This is a genomic window from Paenibacillus sp. MSJ-34 (assembly GCF_018918005.1).
Taxonomy (GTDB): domain Bacteria; phylum Bacillota; class Bacilli; order Paenibacillales; family Paenibacillaceae; genus MSJ-34.
Genome location: NZ_JAHLPR010000078.1, coordinates 1 through 16,879, shown reverse-complemented (window position 1 = coordinate 16,879; position 16,879 = coordinate 1). Strand labels below are relative to the sequence as shown.

The window sequence follows — 16,879 nt, the reverse complement described above, 5'->3', positions numbered from 1 at the left end:
TCGGGTTCTTTAGCATACGCATTTTTGAAAATTGCTTTCAAAAACACGTTTACATCGATAATTTTAACTCAAGCACCCCAAATTGAGCCTCAATCGCCCGGTTTATTCCGAGATCCTATATCTAATCCAAGTATAAAACAACACGTTACGTGCGATTCAAGGGGGAATTGGAAAAAGTTTCAACAAAATGCGTTGACACCGTATTTATATCATTCGAACAGAAGTCCCGCTGCTCTGTCATCGCAGCTTAATTGATATACTATAAGTTATGAATAGATGTATAAATATATATTATTAATTATTTAAAAACCGTTATAAAATGATTCCGAGGACACATGATTGAGGGGGAAATTCCATGTTGAAAATCGGAATCATAATCGGGAGTACGCGTCAAGGTCGAAACGGTGCCGCTGTGGCACAATGGATGTATGATTTTGCGGTGCAACGAAACGATGATGTCGCTTATGAACTTGTGGATCTTGTTGAATATCCATTGCCGTTTTTGGGTGCAGCCGTACCTGAAGCGATGCAAATCGATGCCAATGCGGCGATGACAGCCTGGTCGGATAAAATGGCTTCCTTTGACGGTTATATTTTCGTATCGCCGGAATATAATCACGCCACATCGGGAGTATTGAAAAATGCGCTCGATTACTTGCATTCGGAAGCATACAACAAGGCAGCCGGCTTTGTCGCTTACGGCGGCCTGGGCGGTGCGCGCGCGATCGAAAATCTTCGTCTTATTCTGGGAGAGCTTCAAATTGCAGATGTACGCACGGCGGTAACTTTCTCGCTTATGACGGATTTCGACAATATGAAATCCTTCAAACCGGCCCATTACCATGCCAATAATGCCAATCAAATGCTTGATCAACTAATCGCTTGGAGCGGTGCGTTAAAGACAGTAAGAAGAAACGGAAAACAATGAAAATAGAAAACGAAAGGGGATGTCTCAAACATCATCCAAGATGACAGAGACAACCCCTTAAGAAAGTTCTATTTCTGATAATGCAATCCGACGACGCCGTTCTTATATATTTTGCTGCCGCTTAGATTCATGGAAAATGGCTTGTCGGCCAAAGCGAACAGTTTCTCTCCGTCAGAAGCCACCACAGGATGAACGAGCAGCCAAAGCTCGTCGAAAAGATCCTGCCGGATCAATCGCTGCCACGTTCCAACCCCGCTCTCGACGGAAATTTTTCCGGCCCTTTGTTTCAGTTTGCCGATTTCACGAGCGACGGATTCATCGTCAATGGCTAAGATCTGCTCCGAATTTCTCCATACTAGGTCCAATTGCGAGCGGGAAATGACAACTTTGGGAAGCGCGTTCATTCGTTCGGCTATAGCTCGTTCGAGCGGGGAATGGGACGATTGCTCCGCATTTTGCCAATAGTGCGCCATAGAGGAATAGGAATGGCCCCCGATGATGATCGCCTCCAACGACTGGTAATACTCCAAATAATCTTCAAAAATCTCTTCGCTTAACGTCATCCACCGATCTTCATTTGACACAACGCCGTCGATCGACATTTGCATCGTCAATACGATTTTGCCCATGTAAAAGCCCTCCAAAATTTTTACTTTGATAATGATAGTAATGTATCATAAATTGCTTTGATAATCAAACTGAAATATGGTAAACTTGATGTATGAAAAGAGAAGATCATAAATCCAATTGTCCCATTAACCATACCGTAGAAATATTCGGCGACACCTGGTCGCTGCTGATCGTGCGCGACATGATTGCGCTCGGCAAAAAAACGTTCGGCGAATTTCTGGATTCGGAGGAGCGGATCGGGCCTAGCGTGTTGGCGGACCGGCTTGCGCATTTGGAGAGAAAGGGCATTATTGTCAAATCGCCCAGTGAAACGGATAAAAGAAAATATATTTATTCGTTGACGGAGAAGGGAATGGATGTTATTCCGATTGTTTATGAGTTGGCAGTATGGGGTTCGCGGCATTCCCCGCATCCGGAAGCGCCCGACGCCTGGTTCAAATCGCTGCGGTACGATCGGGAAGTCGTATTAAAGCTATATCGGGAAGCCGTCGAATCGGGCAGTTCTTTCATGAACGGTCCTAACAGCGTTGTGAAAAGATTGAATTTATAGGCTCCGAGCGATAAAGAACCGTCCATGATGTGAACGGTTCTTTCCTCGATAATCATTTCGATTCCATCCGCTGCATATATTCGCGCGGCGATATTCCTTCCACCTTCTTGAACACTTTGCTGAAATAAAAGGCGCTGTCGTAGCCGAGCTTTTGCGATATTTCGTATATTCGGCCTTCTCCGCGGGACATCATTTCCTTGGCGGCCGCCATCTTCGTCTCCGTTACATATTCCACGAAATTGACCTTGGCCGTTTTCGAGAACAAGTGGCTCAAATAATTCGGGCTGAAGTTGAACATCGTGGCGACCTGATTTAACGACAGTTTGCTGTCCAAGTTCCTTTTAATATAGTCTTGCACGTTCTTAACGATCTGCTTCTTGTAGCTTTGCCTTCTGGAAGACAGAATCTCGCAGCAGCCGTCCCGGAACCGAATCAGCCAGTCTATGACGCCCTCGATCGTATGCTTCTTGTAAATGGCGCGGTACCCTTCAGGTTCGTGTTCGAAAATCTGCTCGACCATATTCTCCCCGTCCGCAAGCAGCGAAGCGGCCATATACAATACGTTGCAGGCGGCGTCCGTAGCAGGCACCAGCAAATCCGGCCTGCCTTCGAACACTTCGATCATATTCGTAATGATCGCATGCAGGGCGCCGGTATCGATCTCTTCAAAGGCGCGGCGGATTTCGAGCCGCGATTTGGCATAGTCGAACAATGGCGGGTCGAGTTCCACTCGTCGCCCCTGGGCGAAGAAAACGAAAGCTTGCTTCTCAATCGCCGTCGGCAGCGCTCTTCGGGCGGCCAGATAGCTCTCGTGCAGCAAATAAGGGTCTTCCACCGCATAGCCGACGGCGCCGATAACGCTGACGTTAAAATAATTGCGCAGTACCGTAGCCATCTCGTTCAGCAGTTGTTCGACCTCAGCCTTCCAGCCTTCCGGATCCGTTCCGGAAACGGGCAGCGTAATGGCGAAATTGCGCAAATCCAGACTTGTCACATAACAAGGCCTGACCGAAGCTAGCGTATCTTTCGCCATTTGCACCGTGCTTGAGCATAGGGCGACGAGCTTATCCCCGCGCGGCGGCACGCTGTCCGGGCCCGAGATGCGGCAAATGCAGACAACATAGGCCGGGGAAGATAAATCCAGTTCGAGATCTTCCTTTTGCAGCAAGTACTGATTTTTATTTTCGAATAAATGGTTGAACAGGCGGATAAAAAATTTATCGCGCAGCGCATGCAAATTGCTGCGATGGAGCCAGTTCGGATAGCTTTCCTTGGCATTGTGTTCCTCTAGCATGGAAACCGCCTTTTTGACGGATTCCCCCAATGTCTGCGCGTTCAACTCCAGCTTGATCAAATAGTCCACCGCCTGAACTTCGATCGCGCTGCGGGCATATTCAAACTCTTCATAGCTGGTCAAAATCATGAAAAGCGGGATGCGACCGTACTTTTTGCGAACGGACTCGGCCACCTGCAGGCCGGTTTTGACCGGCATCTTGATGTCGGTAATGACGAGATCGGGGCGCAGCGCGTCGATCATCTCTTCGGCCTCGGCGCCGTTATGGGCGACGCCGACAATTTCGATTCCATACGCTTCCCATTTCAACATCGACTGGAGGCCGATACAGACAAGGGCTTCGTCATCGGCGATCAGCAATTTGAACAATACTATCACTTCCTCGCTAAATTTGCGGATTGATTCGTAGATGATTCCATTGTTTGGTACGGCAACAAAATATTCATTTTCGTGTAGCGATCCCGTTCGCTTTCTATGGAAAGGCCGTATTGATCTCCGAAAGTGAGCCGCAAACGTTCATGAACGCTGCGAAGTCCGACATTCGCGAATAAACCGTCCGATTCGGAGTCCGAAGCGGAGAGAATGCGTGCAATTTGCTCTTCCTCCATACCGACGCCGTTATCTTCGATCGTTACGAGAATAGCGGATTCGCCGCTTTTTTCCACGGATATGACGATATGCCCGCGGCCCTTGGGCTCGATGCCATGGAAGATCGCGTTTTCGACGAGCGGCTGCAAGGAGAACCGGGGAATCGGACAGGAGAGCAGCGCTTCGTCTTCAATTTTCTTCTCCATCGTAATGGTGCTGCCGTACCGGTAATTTTGAATTAAAAAATAATCGTCCAGCAAGCTCATTTCTTCCTGCAGCGGAACCAACTTGCGAATATCTCTCGCAATGCTGCGCAGCAGCCGGGACAGGGAAGTCGTCATTTCGGCAATGCCGGCGGCGTTCTGAATGGTGGCCATCCATTTAATCGAGTTTAACGTGTTATACAGAAAATGCGGGTTGATCTGATTCTGCAGCATCCGGTATTCCAACTCCTGCTTCTGCTTCTCGTCCGCGACGCGGGAGTTCATCAGCGCCACAATGTCTTGGGACAGACGGTTGATGCCGCGCCCCACATCCCCGAGTTCATTATTCCATTCGATATTTCTGTCCACGAGAAAATTGCCTTGGGCGATCTTGTCGATCCGCTTTCTTAATTTCTCTACGGGCAGGCTGATGGTCCGCGTCAAATAGACGGTAATCATTCCGCTGGCGGCGATGACCAGCAGGCAGACGCCGAACATGAGCAGCAGCCATACGTTAAATTGCGGAGCGAACTGCTTCTCCGACAGCGTCTGCGCCAGCGCGACGCCTTGCCGCACCGGATAGGACACGGAAATCCACGACCCGCCGTCCTTCGTCTCCATCAGCGATAAGGAGGTCATTTTACCGCTTGTTTCGACCTGCTTGTAAGGAGATGTTTTATAATCGACGGGAAAAGGTACGATTTTATCGCCGTTCATTTGATATTGACGTTCGCCGAGCGTAAGGATCAGGCTCGAGTCTTCCGGCAGGGCGTAGCCCTTCAGCTTGTCCGTAATGACCGTCGTATTGGCGAGCAAATATACGGTTCCGATCCGGTCGGCATTCGCGCCGTATATCGGCATGACAAACGGAATCGCGCTCGATCTGGATAGAGGATCCTGGATGACCCGTTCCCAGGTCTCCGTCGCATCCGCAGCCAGGCCGGGGAACTGATTCAGATTGTGAATCGTTAAAGGCAGCGAAACGCTGACCGAATTGTCCAATTGAATAAACTTATCTTTATGGTCGGTCACGATCAGGCGGCGGACATAGCTGTTGGATCGATTCACCCTGAAATCCTCTTGCATGGACGAAAATGCATGAAGCGCATCCATGGGCTTGGGATTCGGCGACAGAAAATAGTCGTTCAATTTGGCATTGGTTGAAGAATTCGTGCTGCAAGCCATCGCCAGAACGGATAGATTGAGCAGGTCCTGTTCGATAATATGGACAATGAGTTGCAGATTGAATTCGGTGGCCTGTATCGTCGTTTTGCGCTGGAAATACGAAATGAGCTGATAGCTGAAAAACGACAACAGGGAGGCGAGCAGCAGTGCGAATACGGTCATTATGATCATGATGCGGTTTTTAATGGCAGCCTTTCTTTTCGTGTCAATCACCTCTCCATGGACGATGAAGCGTTTTCAATACTAATACCATATCATGATTCTCCCGCGCATATATAGCGAGGACGGATAGAAACAACCGTTTTTACATGTTTTGATTAAAATTTTACAGCTTGAAGGTCCGGATTTGAAGAAAAAAATAGAAAAGTGAATGAACCGGGTGTAAAAATGTATCCCCTTACATTTTGAAATTCGTTAGGATAGATATAGTGATTCGGATGAATCGAATCCGGCTTGAAAAACAGGAGGACATTAGAAAGGGGTTTCAAAATGAGACGAAAAAGAATGTTTAGCTTAACCCTGGCGGCCGTGCTTTTGATCGGCTTGCTCGCCGGATGCTCCGGCAACGGCGGGAATAATGCCGAGCCACCGAAGGAACCCGCGTCGGAAAGCAACGCGAACGCTTCCAACGAAACGGGCAAAGACCCGGTTACGCTGAAATGGGCTTTATGGGATTGGGAAGCGACCGCTTATTATCAGCCGTTGATTGACGCCTATAAGAAGGATCATCCGGAAGTAACGATCGAATATGTAGACCTTGGTTCGACCGACTACATGACGATGCTGAGCACGCAGCTTTCCGGCGGAGCGGATTTGGATATTCTTACGATTAAAGACATTCCGGGCTATGCGAATTTAGTGAAGCAAAATCATCTGGAGCCGTTAAACGGCTTCATTAGCGCACAAGGCATCGATACATCCCTTTACGGCGGTACGGTGGAACAGATCCAAATGAACGATGAAGTGTATGCGCTGCCGTTCCGCAGCGACTTCTGGCTCGTTTATTACAATAAGGATTTATTCGACAAAGCCGGCGTTCCTTACCCGACCAACGATATGACGCTTGACCAATATGACGAACTGGCCCGGAAAATGACGTCCGGCAGCGGTTCGGAGAAAGTGTACGGGGCTCATTATCATACATGGCGCAGCGCGGTTCAATTGTTCGGCATTCTGGACGGCCAGCATACCGTCGTTGACGGCGAATACGAATTCCTGAAGCCGACCTACGAACGGATCCTGAAGCAGCAGGACGACGGCATTGTCATGGATTATGCAACATTGAAAACGTCCAGCACTCACTATTCCGGCGTGTTCTATAACAATTCCGTCGCCATGATGAACATGGGCAGCTGGTTTATCGCCACGCAGATCGAAAAAGTGAAAAGCGGCGAATCGCAAGCCGCAAACTGGGGAATCGTGAAATATCCTCATCCGGACGGCGTGGAAGCCGGCACGACGCTGGGCACCATTACTTCCTTGGCTGTCAACAAGAAATCCGCCAACAAGGAAGCGGCTCTTGATTTCTTGAAATTCGTAACCGGCGAAGAGGGCGCTGCCGTTATTGCCTCCACCGGCACGATTCCGGCGATCAAAAACGATGAAGTGGTGAGCTCGATCGCCTCGATTGACGGCTTCCCGACCGACGAGAACAGCAAAGCCGCTCTCACGACGGCGAAGACTTATCTGGAAATGCCGCTCCATGAGAAGAGTGCAGACATTGAAGTGATTCTGAACGAAGCGCATGACAGCATTATGACGAAAAATGCGACCGTCGACGAAGGCTTGGCGGACATGAAAACGCGGGTTCAACTGATCTTGAACTAAGAAGACAAGAAGAAGGATGCTTCCAAGGGCGGGCGTGATGCCCGTCCTGTTCCTTTTAGTGAGAAGGTTTGGAGGAGACATGATGAACAACGAAACCGTATTGCGACAAAAAACCGGAAAGAATGGCGTTCTCTCCAAGAAGGTGAAGGATCATTTGGTAGCTTACAGCTTCATTGCTCCCAATTTTATCGGTTTTGCCGTCTTTACGCTGGTACCTATGGTTTTCGCTTTTATTCTCGCTTTCGTGAAATGGGACGGGGCGAACCCGATGCAGTTTTTGGGGATCGACAACTTTCTTCGCCTCATGAAAGACCCTACTTTTCATAAAGCTTTATGGAATACCATCGTATATACGATCGGCGTCGTTCCTTTCACGATGGCCTGCGCTTTGGCTCTGGCCGTATTGCTTAATCAACACATACTGGCGCGCAACTTTATGCGAACCGTTTTCTTTTTCCCGTACGTCGCTTCTCTGGTCGCAGTGGCAGCGGTATGGAATTTTATTTTCAGCCCGACGATGGGGCCGGTCAATAACATCCTGAATTGGATTACCGGGGTTCCGATCGAACAGCTTCCCCGCTGGGCCGCGGATAAAGACTGGGCGATGTTTACGGTTGTGTTATTCACGGTATGGAAGAACATGGGCTATTATATGGTCATTTACTTGGCCGGCCTTCAGGGGGTAAATCCCGAATTGTATGAAGCCGCCGAATTGGACGGCGCAAACCGCTGGAAGAGATTCGTGAATGTGACGATTCCGCAGCTTGCGCCCACGACATTTTTTGTGCTGATGATCCTGATCATTAACTCGTTCAAGGTCTACGATATTTTTATCAACCTATTTGCCGGCGCCGACAACCAGCTAAACGACGCGACAAGAGTACTTGTCTATCAAATCTACAACACCGCATTCCGTTCTCTGGACTACGGCTATTCCAGTGCCATGGCGATTGTCTTATTCCTGCTCGTCCTGGGTATTACCGTGATCCAGTTCCGCTTTGAGAAGAAGTACGGACAATAGGAGGAGACTTAAGACTATGGCAGGATCGAAGAAAAAATTCAAGTTTGGCAAAGCGGTGGCCTATGTTGTGCTGCTTCTGGTTGTATTGGCGATGCTGATGCCTTATGCGTGGATGCTGTCCTCTTCGCTGAAGCTGAACAAGGACGTATTCGCCTTTCCGATGCAATGGATTCCCGAGCAACCGCGCTGGGAGAACTATATCGATATTTGGACGCGGATTCCGCTGGCCACGTTTATCTATAATACGGCCAAATTATCTGTGATCGTGACGCTGCTGCAGTTGCTTACGTCCAGCTTTGCGGCTTATGCATTTTCCAAACTGCAATTCATGGGGAAACATGTGCTGTTTCTCGGGTATATCGCGACGATCGCCATTCCTTGGCAAGCTTACATGGTGCCGCAATTTATTATGATGCGTTCGATGGGACTCAACAATACCCATCTGGCGATCATCTTCCTGCAGGCATTCTCGGCTTTCGGCGTGTTCCTGATGCGCCAGTTCTACCAGAGCATCCCGGACGAGCTGTGCGAAGCGGCCCGCATCGACGGGTTAAGCGAGTACGGAATTTGGGCCAAAATTATGCTGCCGCTGTCGAAGCCGGCGCTGTCCACGCTGACGATTTTTACGTTCGTCTCGACGTGGAACGACTTTCTCGGGCCGATGATTTATTTGACGAAAACGGAACTGAAGACGATTCAAATCGGGCTCAGAATGTTCATCTCGCAATATTCTGCGGAATACGGGCTCATTATGGCGGCAAGCGTCATCTCGATCATTCCGGTGCTGATTGTGTTTCTCGGGCTGCAAAAGTACTTCGTCCAGGGGGTCGCTTCCTCCGGCATTAAAGGTTAACGGAAGGAGGAGACATATCCTATGAGCGATTTATTGTTGAAATACGACAGCCTCGCGGCCAATCCGTTGAAGAGCCGCGAGGACATGATCTCCGCGCTGGAACGGTTGCTTGATCCGCTCCCGCCTTATTACAGCCGAGGCGGAGCGCGCTTGGAGGTCGGAAAGAGCGGGGCAAGCTACCCGGCTGCCATTGCGGGGATGGAAGGCTTTTCACGCGTGCTGTGGGGGCTCGTGCCCCTGATGGCCGGAGGAGGTTCCAGCCATTTGTGGGATATCGTGCTGGACGGCATTCGGCATGGCACCGATCCCGCGCATGAGGAATATTGGGGCGAGGTGGCCGATTACGACCAGAGATTGGTGGAGATGGCCGTCTTCGGCTTTGCCCTGGCGCTCATTCCCGAACGGATCTGGGAGCCGCTGAGCCCGGTCGAACGCGACAATCTGTACAACTGGTTGAACCAGATCAATGCGCATCCATGCTATGATTGCAACTGGCTGTTTTTCAATGTTTTGGTCAATGTCGGCTTTCGCCGGGCGGGACTGGACGATGACGCGGAGCAACTGGAGAACAATCTGAAGCGTATCGACGCTTTTTATTTGGAAGACGGCTGGTACAGCGACGGAATAGAAGGGCATTGCGACTATTATGTTCCGTTCGCCTTTCATTATTACGGACTGCTCTATTCCCGGATCATGAGCGAGGAGGACCCGGAACGTTCGCGCAAGTTCCAGAAGCGGGCGCAAGCTTTGGCCGCGGATTTCGTGGCCTGGTTCGCGCCGGACGGCTCAGCGCTGCCGTATGGGCGCAGCTTGACGTACCGTTTCTCCCAGTCCGCCTTCTGGGGCGCGATGGCCTATGCCGGGGTCGATTCCCCTTTGCCGGCCGGCGTGCTCAAAGGATTGGTGCTGCGCCATTTGCGCTGGTGGTTTCGCAAACCGATCTTCGATAACGGCGGTATTCTGACGATTGGCTATGCCTATCCGAATCTGGCAATGGCCGAAAATTACAATTCGCCCGGTTCGCCGTATTGGGCGCTCAAGGCGTTCTTGCCGCTGGCTTTGCCGGAGGACGATCCGTTCTGGGCTGCCGAGGAGCTGCCGCTGCCGGAGATGCCGGCCTTGATCGTGCAGAAGCCGGCCCATCTGGTGCTGGCGCGCGACGAAGCGTCCGGCCACGTGGTTGCGTTCAACAGCGGCCATCGCGGAACGAACGAGCACACGCATACCTCGGCCAAGTACGAGAAATTCGCGTACTCCACGGTCTTCGGCTTTAGCGTCCCGCGAGCGGAATGGGGGTTGTCCCAAGGCGCTTTCGATTCCATGCTCGCGCTGAGCGAAAGGGGAGACAACCTGTACCGGGTTAGACGCCGGAACATGGCAACGTCCATCCAAGACAATGTTCTGCATGCCGTGTGGAAGCCGTGGGCCGATGTCGAGGTGCGCACTTGGATCGTGGCCGGCCTTCCCTGGCATATCCGGATTCACCGGATCGAGACGGCCCGCCCGCTCGATGCCGCGGAAGGCGGGTTCGCGCTCGGGGTGGAGGGCGAGTTGCTTAAGGAGACCGGACCGGATCTGGCAATCGCGGCGAACGGCTATGGAATCAGCGGCGTGCGCGGGCTTCTCGGGTATGAAGCGGCCGAACTGGTCTGGCCGAACGCCAATACGAACGTATTGCGCCCGCGCACGGTCATTCCTGCGCTTCGCGCTTCGCTGCAGCCGGGAGTCCGCTGGCTCGCGGCAGCCGTCGCCGGCGATCCTGCGCCTGCGGATTCGCTCGCCGCGCTTCCGGCCGAACGGCTGAACGTGACGATTGGCAAGCGCGATATCGCTATCGTCACCTGCCGGGGGGACGAGATGTTCATCGCCATGGATTAGCGTTGACGATTGGACTGCGGCCGAAGCGGATGGCCGGTTCGCGGTTTTTGGCCGTTTGGCGGAGTGGGCGCGATCTTTGCATGACTTGCGCGATAGGAGTAGGAGGCACACAGGCTTATGAAAGAGTCGAATGAGACGGTTTCTGGCCGTTTGACGGAATTGGTGCGCCGGCTGTCGCCGATCGGCCCGGATCTCTATTATCGGGACGGGAACGGAGCGGCGTTCTGGCGCGGCGTGCGCGACAATGCAGCATATGCGTTGGACATTGAGGAAATGCGGTCGGAGGGCGAGCGTCTGCTCAATGCTCCGTCGCCGGATTTGCCGTATTCGCTGTTTTCCCTGTTTGCGGGACAAGGCTCCAGACTGGAATACGAGCGGGCGTATTTCGAAAAAAGACGCAGGCTCAACACGTTCGTTCTGTTGTCGTTATTGGAGCCGGAGTCGCAGGACTATGAATCGGCCATGCTGGATGCGGTTTGGTCGATTTGCAGCGAACTGACCTGGTGTTTGCCAGCACATGTCCGGGCGGAACGGCCGCTTTCGGCGACAATCGACCTGTTCGCGGCGGAGACGGGCTTCGCGCTGGCGGAGATCCGCTTGCTGCTCGGTGAGCGGCTGCCCGGACTGTTGCGCACCCGAATCGCCGAACTGGTCGAGGAGCGATTGCTGCGGCCTTTTCTGGAGAAAGGGCCGCACGACTGGGAAGAAGCGGAGCATAATTGGTCGGCGGTCTGCGCCGGCTCGATCGGCTCCGCCGCTTTGCTGCTGCTGGGAGAAGAGCAAGACTGCGGCCGCCTGGCGCGGATTCTGGAGAAGACCGAGCGCAGCATGGGCTTTTACCTGCAAGGGTTCGGCGAGGATGGAGCCTGCCTGGAAGGGCTGGGGTACTGGAATTACGGGTTTGGCTATTTCGTCTATTACGCCGATCTGCTGCTTCGGCGCAGCCGGGGCAAGCTGAACTGGTTCCGCCTGGATAAAGTCCGGCGGATTGCCGCTTTCCAGCAGAAATGTTTCTTAGGCGGCAGCGCGGTCGTCAATTTCTCCGATGCGCTGCCTTATTCAAGCGTGCAGCTTGGGCTGTCGCGTTATCTCGCGGGCAGATTCGAGAACGTCCAGTCGCCGCCGCTTGCGCTGCGTGCGGATTTCCGCGACGATCATTGCAGCCGGTGGGCGCCGGCTTTGCGCAATTTGCTCTGGCGGGACCGCGCCGAACCTGCGGCGGATTGGGGAACGGGCGATGCGGTGCTGCAGGATGCCGAATGGCTCATTTCCCGCATCGCTTCCGAAGGCGGGACGTTTGGCTTTGCCGCGAAGGGCGGCCATAACGACGAGCCGCACAACCATAACGATCTCGGCCACTTTATCGTGGCCGGGGACGGGGCGTTTTTCCTGTGCGATCTCGGATGCGGCGAGTATACGAAGGATTACTTCGGCATAGGCCGCTATGCTTACGATTGCAACGGTTCCCAAGGGCATTCCGTTCCGATCGTGAACGGCTGTTTGCAGAGCGCAGGCCGGGATCGGGCGGCTAACGTGTTGGAGCAGTCGACAGACAGCGGTGGAGTTTGCCGGTTCGCCGTAGAGTTGTCCGGGGCTTACGACTACGCCGATCTGCAAAGCTTGACACGAACCTGGATTTGGGACAAAACCGGGCTGCCCTGTCTATCGCTGCAAGACGATTTTCGTTTTAGGGCTGCGCCGGATCGTCTGACGGAGCGGTTTGTCGCCTTGATCAAGCCGGATTATGCCGGTCCTGGCCGGTTGCTGCTGCGCCGAGGCGGGCTGATGCTGGAACTGCATTATGATGATGGGCAATTGCGGCCCGAAGTATCGGCCCGGACGTACCGCGATCATTTCGGACAAGAACAAGTATGGTATACGCTGGATTTTCATGTGCTGCGGTCGGAATTGCAATTCGGCATACGATTTCTTTTCAAATTTGTTCAACTGTAAGAGAAGGGGAGGAACATGAGACAGATGGCGAAGGAACAGACATGGGTTAACGAGGCTTGGGCCAAATCGCTCGACAAGACGCTGCGCAATGCCGCAAGAATCGGGGCGGGCTTCCCGCATGCGAGTAAAGGCGGCGTCTACGAACTGGCTGAGCCGTCCTGGTGGACGGCCGGTTTCTGGCCGGGCATGTTATGGTTGCTGTATAACGAGAGCGGGAGGGAAGAGCTTAGGTCATTGGCGGAAGAATGCGAATCCAAGCTCGACAGCGTGCTCGACGCTTATGTGCGCCTTGATCACGACCTCGGCTTTATGTGGACGCTGACGAGCGTGGCTTCCTATAAGTTGACGGGCAGCGAGGTTTCGCGGGTGCGGGCGATGAAGGCCGCTAACTATCTCGCGGCTCGATTCAATTTGAAGGGACGCTACATCCGCGCATGGAATCCTTGGCGCGATGGAGAGCGGAACGAGGGCCAGGCGATCATCGATTGCTGCATGAATATGCCGCTGCTGTTCTGGGCTTCCCGTACGAGCGGTGATCCCCGGTACGCTCATATTGCGGAGGCGCATATGGAGACCGTCCTCCGATATTTTATCCGCGCGGACGGATCGGTGTACCATATCGTCAATTTCGATCCGGCAACCGGCGAAATGCTCGAAGGGATGGGCGGGCAAGGGTATGCGGCGGAATCGGCCTGGTCGCGCGGCACCGCCTGGGCGATCTACGGCTTGGCGCTTGCCTATCGCCACACCGGCCAACTCGACTATTTGTCCGCTGCGCAGCGCGTGGCGAACTTCTTCCTGAGTCGTTTGCCGGAAGACAACGTGCCCGCCTGGGACTTCCGCGCCCCGGAGGAGCTGCGGAGCTTGCGCGACTCGTCCGCCGGCTCCTGCGCGGCCAGCGGCCTGCTGCTGCTGGCCGCGAAGAGCGAGGACGGGGACGCGGGCGTCTATCGGGCGGCGGGCGAGCGCATCCTGAAGTCGCTGTACGAGGCGTACGGCGCCTGGGATAACCCTGCGGAAGAGGGCCTGTTGCTGCACGGCACCAGCAACTACCCGCAGGGCACCAACATCGACGTTTCGCTCATCTACGGCGACTATTATTTTGTGGAAGGACTGGCGCGCCTTAAGGGCGGCGGGCCGTTCTATTGGGAATAACGGATTGTATTCTCGGGTTAACAAGTCACGGCGAGGCCGGAAACGGAAAATTAGCGGAGTGGACATTGCTAGATTTGCAATGGGCAATTTCCTAGCTAATTAGACGTCTCCGGCCTTTTGTCGAAATCCCCCTCGTTCAGAAAGCGGTAATTGCAAGCAATTACTTTTGCGGCCCTTTGTCGAAATCCCCTTCATTCAGAAAGCCGATAGCCCGTTTCCGCCTTTTGCCGAAATCCCTCTCTTTCAGGAAGCCGATTTTTCGTTCAGACTACGATCAAGAGTTGCTTAAAGTCCTATGCGATTACCGTCCCTCGGAAACGTCGGTTTTGGCGCAAATGGCCATTTTCACGATAATGTCCAATAAAACGTCCCTATTTGTCAATAGAGTTGTGATGTGGTGATATGAATTGGGTTGGCAACCATCCGATTCGTCCCTCTGCCCACTGAACGAGAGGGATCCCGACAGAAGGGGGCATAAGCAGATACCAGTACAGGCAGACAACAGAATCGACTCTAGTGGGATACCCAGAAATGCTTGAGGGCGAATCTCGGGTCCGATCGCAGCTAAAAAAGAGGAGCAAACAATTTGCTAATCAATACCCGATATTATAAAATGACTCAAGTCATTTTATAATATTGATGTCCATTCGGAGGGGGTACATGCTTGCCGGATTTATGGAGCATCAACGACGCAAGCAACGCTTGGACCAACGGCCGTCCGTGGAAGAATGAGCCGATCTTGAGCATTTTTTGAGATTTACGCATTATGATTGATTTATCTTCCGGGGAAGGAGGCCGTACCTATGCGCTCCAAAATCTTATTGGTTGACGATGAGCAAGGGATCGTTGCGATGATGAAACATTATTTTGAAATGACGGGATACTTGGTTTATACAGCATATGACGGAAACGAAGCTCTGAAACAAGTAGCCCGCCAGCCGGATATTATTCTATTGGACATCAATATGCCGGAGATGGATGGGCTGACCGTCTGCCGGCGTATTCGGGAATATGTGGCTTGTCCTATCTTGTTTTTGACTGCCCGTGTGGAAAGCAGCGATAAAATTAACGGCTTTCGTTTCGGAGCGGACGACTATATCGTTAAGCCTTTCGATATGGAGGAGCTGGGGGCGCGGGTCGAAGCCCATCTGCGCCGGGAACGGAGGGGGCGCGGGGCTTCGGCCGTCCGTTTCTTCGGCGATCTGGCGATCGATTACGCCAAACGGACGGTTTCGGTCGGGCAACAAGACATTGCATTATCGAAGCGTGAATTTGAGATTGTGGAGTTGCTCTCCATGAACGACGGACAAGTGTATGACCGGGAACGGATATATGAAGCCGTATGGGGAATGAATGGGGACGGGAGCAGCGATACGATTATGGAGCATATTAGAAAAATTCGGGCAAAGCTGGCAACTTGCACGCCGCATAACTATATCGAAACGGTTTGGGGAGTGGGATATAAATGGCGAGGTTAAGGAACATGAGCCTGAAACAATGCTTTTTCTTCCTGACGCTTCTATGCCTGCTGGGGGCGTTCGTTTTGAGCGCCGCCGCTTTCTTCGGTTGTATCGCCCTCCGCTCCGCGATTGCCCCAGGCGGCGTGCTGCTGCTTGAAATAGGCGGCGATCTGCCTGCAACAGTCATTTCGTCGCCGACCCTCTCCGGGACGTCAGCCTTTTGGTCTGGCGTACTGAGTCTCTTGCAGTTTGTTTTACCGGTCGTGTTCGTCGTAGCCGCGCTTTTCCTTGCAAATGCCCTATTCTATCGTATCAAATTAAAACAACCTTTAGCGGCGCTGCAATCGGGCGCACAGAAAATGATCCGCAGCGATTTGGATTTTCATATAGAATGCAAATCCGGCGACGAACTAGGGCAGCTTTGCAACGCATTTGAAACGATGCGGCAGGAACTTCTGAGAAACAACAAGGAGCTTTGGCGGCAAGCCGAGGAACGCAAACGTCTGAACGCGGCGTTTTCCCACGATTTGCGAAACCCGATCACCGTTCTGAAAGGATATATACAAGTTTTCCGGATGGGGATCCGAACGGGACAGATGACTCCGCAAGATATGGAGGAACACTTGACGCGGATGGGCGAATACACCGAACGGATGGAAACCTATGTGGAAGCTATGGGCAGCGTTTCACGGCTGGAGGAAGTCCAATGCGATCGCAAGCCGGAGGATTGGGCGAAGCTGGAAACGGAAATTCGCGGCAATATCGGGCTGTTTGCATTAGGAAAGCCGTACTCGATTGAATTCGATTTTGGAGATTTTGACAAAACGGTATGGATAGATAAAACCATTCTATTTACCGTACTAGAGAATTTGGTAGGCAATGCCTGCCGTTATGCGAGCGGAAAAATCGGACTTTCGGCTTGGGTACAGGATGATCATCTTACGTTTCAGATTTCCGACGACGGTCCCGGTTTTCCCGATTCTATTTTGCAAAAAGGGCCGCGGCCGTTTCTCCGTAACAGCGACGAACAAGATAGCCGGCATTTTGGCATGGGGCTCTACATTAGCCGTCTGCTCTGCGAAAAGCATTACGGCTCCATGAAGATATTAAATCATGATGCCGGGGCACGGGTCCAAGTCGTTTTATTCATCTCGCGGCTTTGAGCGATTTTTGAGAATTGCTTGTTACACTCTTCTTACTTTGGAAGGAGAGTGTTTTTGTACGAAAATAAACTATTTAACATTAAAGCGCTAAAGTCCCTTGGACCGAAAAGGTTTCCTAAGCAACATTAATATCCATAAAGTTACAGTTATGCTGGGACTATCTCACGTAGCTCTACTTCATAACCCATTTG

General features: G+C 52.5%; 13 protein-coding genes. 10 read left to right on the top strand and 3 right to left on the bottom strand.

Features of this window, described 5'->3' with window-relative positions; genetic code table 11:
• The first annotated feature begins 355 nt into the window (after positions 1–355).
• Positions 356–928 (top strand): NADPH-dependent FMN reductase, encoded by a 573-nt coding sequence (locus tag KQI79_RS26020; RefSeq protein ID WP_216541256.1) that lies wholly within the window; start codon positions 356–358, stop codon positions 926–928.
• Positions 929–996: 68 nt separating this feature from the next.
• Here KQI79_RS26020 and KQI79_RS26015 read toward each other — a convergent pair whose 3' ends face one another.
• Positions 997–1,557 (bottom strand): dihydrofolate reductase family protein, encoded by a 561-nt coding sequence (locus KQI79_RS26015; RefSeq protein WP_216541255.1) that lies wholly within the window; start codon positions 1,555–1,557, stop codon positions 997–999.
• Positions 1,558–1,649: 92 nt separating this feature from the next.
• Between KQI79_RS26015 and KQI79_RS26010 the strand changes: the two genes are divergently transcribed.
• A complete protein-coding gene (locus KQI79_RS26010; protein ID WP_216541254.1) occupies positions 1,650–2,108 on the top strand; it encodes a winged helix-turn-helix transcriptional regulator in 459 nt (152 codons plus the stop codon).
• Positions 2,109–2,160: 52 nt separating this feature from the next.
• Here the strand turns inward: KQI79_RS26010 and KQI79_RS26005 are convergent, their stop codons facing one another.
• Together KQI79_RS26005 and KQI79_RS26000 are read right to left on the bottom strand one after the other, a co-directional pair.
• Positions 2,161–3,780 carry a response regulator gene (locus KQI79_RS26005; RefSeq protein ID WP_367398246.1) on the bottom strand — a complete coding sequence of 540 codons (1,620 nt, stop codon included), beginning with the start codon at positions 3,778–3,780 and terminating at the stop codon, positions 2,161–2,163.
• Complete coding sequence (locus KQI79_RS26000) at positions 3,777–5,591, bottom strand: sensor histidine kinase (protein WP_367398245.1); 1,815 nt, start codon at positions 5,589–5,591, stop codon at positions 3,777–3,779. Before KQI79_RS26000 ends, KQI79_RS26005 begins: the two co-directional genes overlap by 4 nt.
• Positions 5,592–5,867: 276 nt before the next feature.
• Between KQI79_RS26000 and KQI79_RS25995 the strand changes: the two genes are divergently transcribed.
• From KQI79_RS25995 to KQI79_RS25960, 8 genes are all read left to right on the top strand, one after another.
• Positions 5,868–7,205, top strand: a complete 1,338-nt coding sequence (locus KQI79_RS25995; protein WP_216541252.1) for an ABC transporter substrate-binding protein — start codon at positions 5,868–5,870, stop codon at positions 7,203–7,205.
• A gap of 79 nt (positions 7,206–7,284) precedes the next feature.
• Complete coding sequence (locus KQI79_RS25990) at positions 7,285–8,226, top strand: carbohydrate ABC transporter permease (protein WP_253298420.1); 942 nt, start codon at positions 7,285–7,287, stop codon at positions 8,224–8,226.
• A gap of 16 nt (positions 8,227–8,242) precedes the next feature.
• A complete protein-coding gene (locus KQI79_RS25985; protein WP_216541251.1) occupies positions 8,243–9,079 on the top strand; it encodes a carbohydrate ABC transporter permease in 837 nt (278 codons plus the stop codon).
• 21 nt (positions 9,080–9,100) lie between these two features.
• A complete protein-coding gene (locus KQI79_RS25980) occupies positions 9,101–10,957 on the top strand; it encodes a DUF2264 domain-containing protein (RefSeq protein ID WP_216541250.1) in 1,857 nt (618 codons plus the stop codon).
• 117 nt (positions 10,958–11,074) lie between these two features.
• Positions 11,075–12,910 carry a hypothetical protein gene (locus KQI79_RS25975; RefSeq protein ID WP_216541249.1) on the top strand — a complete coding sequence of 612 codons (1,836 nt, stop codon included), beginning with the start codon at positions 11,075–11,077 and terminating at the stop codon, positions 12,908–12,910.
• 24 nt (positions 12,911–12,934) lie between these two features.
• A complete protein-coding gene (locus tag KQI79_RS25970) occupies positions 12,935–14,065 on the top strand; it encodes a glycoside hydrolase family 88 protein (protein WP_216541257.1) in 1,131 nt (376 codons plus the stop codon).
• A gap of 803 nt (positions 14,066–14,868) precedes the next feature.
• A complete protein-coding gene (locus KQI79_RS25965) occupies positions 14,869–15,543 on the top strand; it encodes a response regulator transcription factor (RefSeq protein WP_216541248.1) in 675 nt (224 codons plus the stop codon).
• Positions 15,531–16,688, top strand: a complete 1,158-nt coding sequence (locus KQI79_RS25960) for a HAMP domain-containing sensor histidine kinase (RefSeq protein ID WP_216541247.1) — start codon at positions 15,531–15,533, stop codon at positions 16,686–16,688. The genes KQI79_RS25965 and KQI79_RS25960 overlap by 13 nt, the downstream gene beginning before the upstream one ends.
• Positions 16,689–16,879 lie beyond the last annotated feature (191 nt).

Bases quoted from the DNA above. Each gene is read 5' to 3' on its own strand.
- KQI79_RS25975 (WP_216541249.1), top strand. From the start codon at position 11,075: ATGAAAGAGTCGAATGAGACGGTTTCTGGCCGTTTGACGGAATTGGTG.
- KQI79_RS25990 (WP_253298420.1), top strand. From the start codon at position 7,285: ATGATGAACAACGAAACCGTATTGCGACAAAAAACCGGAAAGAATGGC.
- KQI79_RS25965 (WP_216541248.1), top strand. From the start codon at position 14,869: ATGCGCTCCAAAATCTTATTGGTTGACGATGAGCAAGGGATCGTTGCG.
- KQI79_RS25980 (WP_216541250.1), top strand. From the start codon at position 9,101: ATGAGCGATTTATTGTTGAAATACGACAGCCTCGCGGCCAATCCGTTG.
- KQI79_RS25970 (WP_216541257.1), top strand. From the start codon at position 12,935: ATGGCGAAGGAACAGACATGGGTTAACGAGGCTTGGGCCAAATCGCTC.
- KQI79_RS26015 (WP_216541255.1), bottom strand. From the start codon at position 1,557: ATGGGCAAAATCGTATTGACGATGCAAATGTCGATCGACGGCGTTGTG.
- KQI79_RS26010 (WP_216541254.1), top strand. From the start codon at position 1,650: ATGAAAAGAGAAGATCATAAATCCAATTGTCCCATTAACCATACCGTA.
- KQI79_RS26020 (WP_216541256.1), top strand. From the start codon at position 356: ATGTTGAAAATCGGAATCATAATCGGGAGTACGCGTCAAGGTCGAAAC.
- KQI79_RS25960 (WP_216541247.1), top strand. From the start codon at position 15,531: ATGGCGAGGTTAAGGAACATGAGCCTGAAACAATGCTTTTTCTTCCTG.
- KQI79_RS25985 (WP_216541251.1), top strand. From the start codon at position 8,243: ATGGCAGGATCGAAGAAAAAATTCAAGTTTGGCAAAGCGGTGGCCTAT.
- KQI79_RS25995 (WP_216541252.1), top strand. From the start codon at position 5,868: ATGAGACGAAAAAGAATGTTTAGCTTAACCCTGGCGGCCGTGCTTTTG.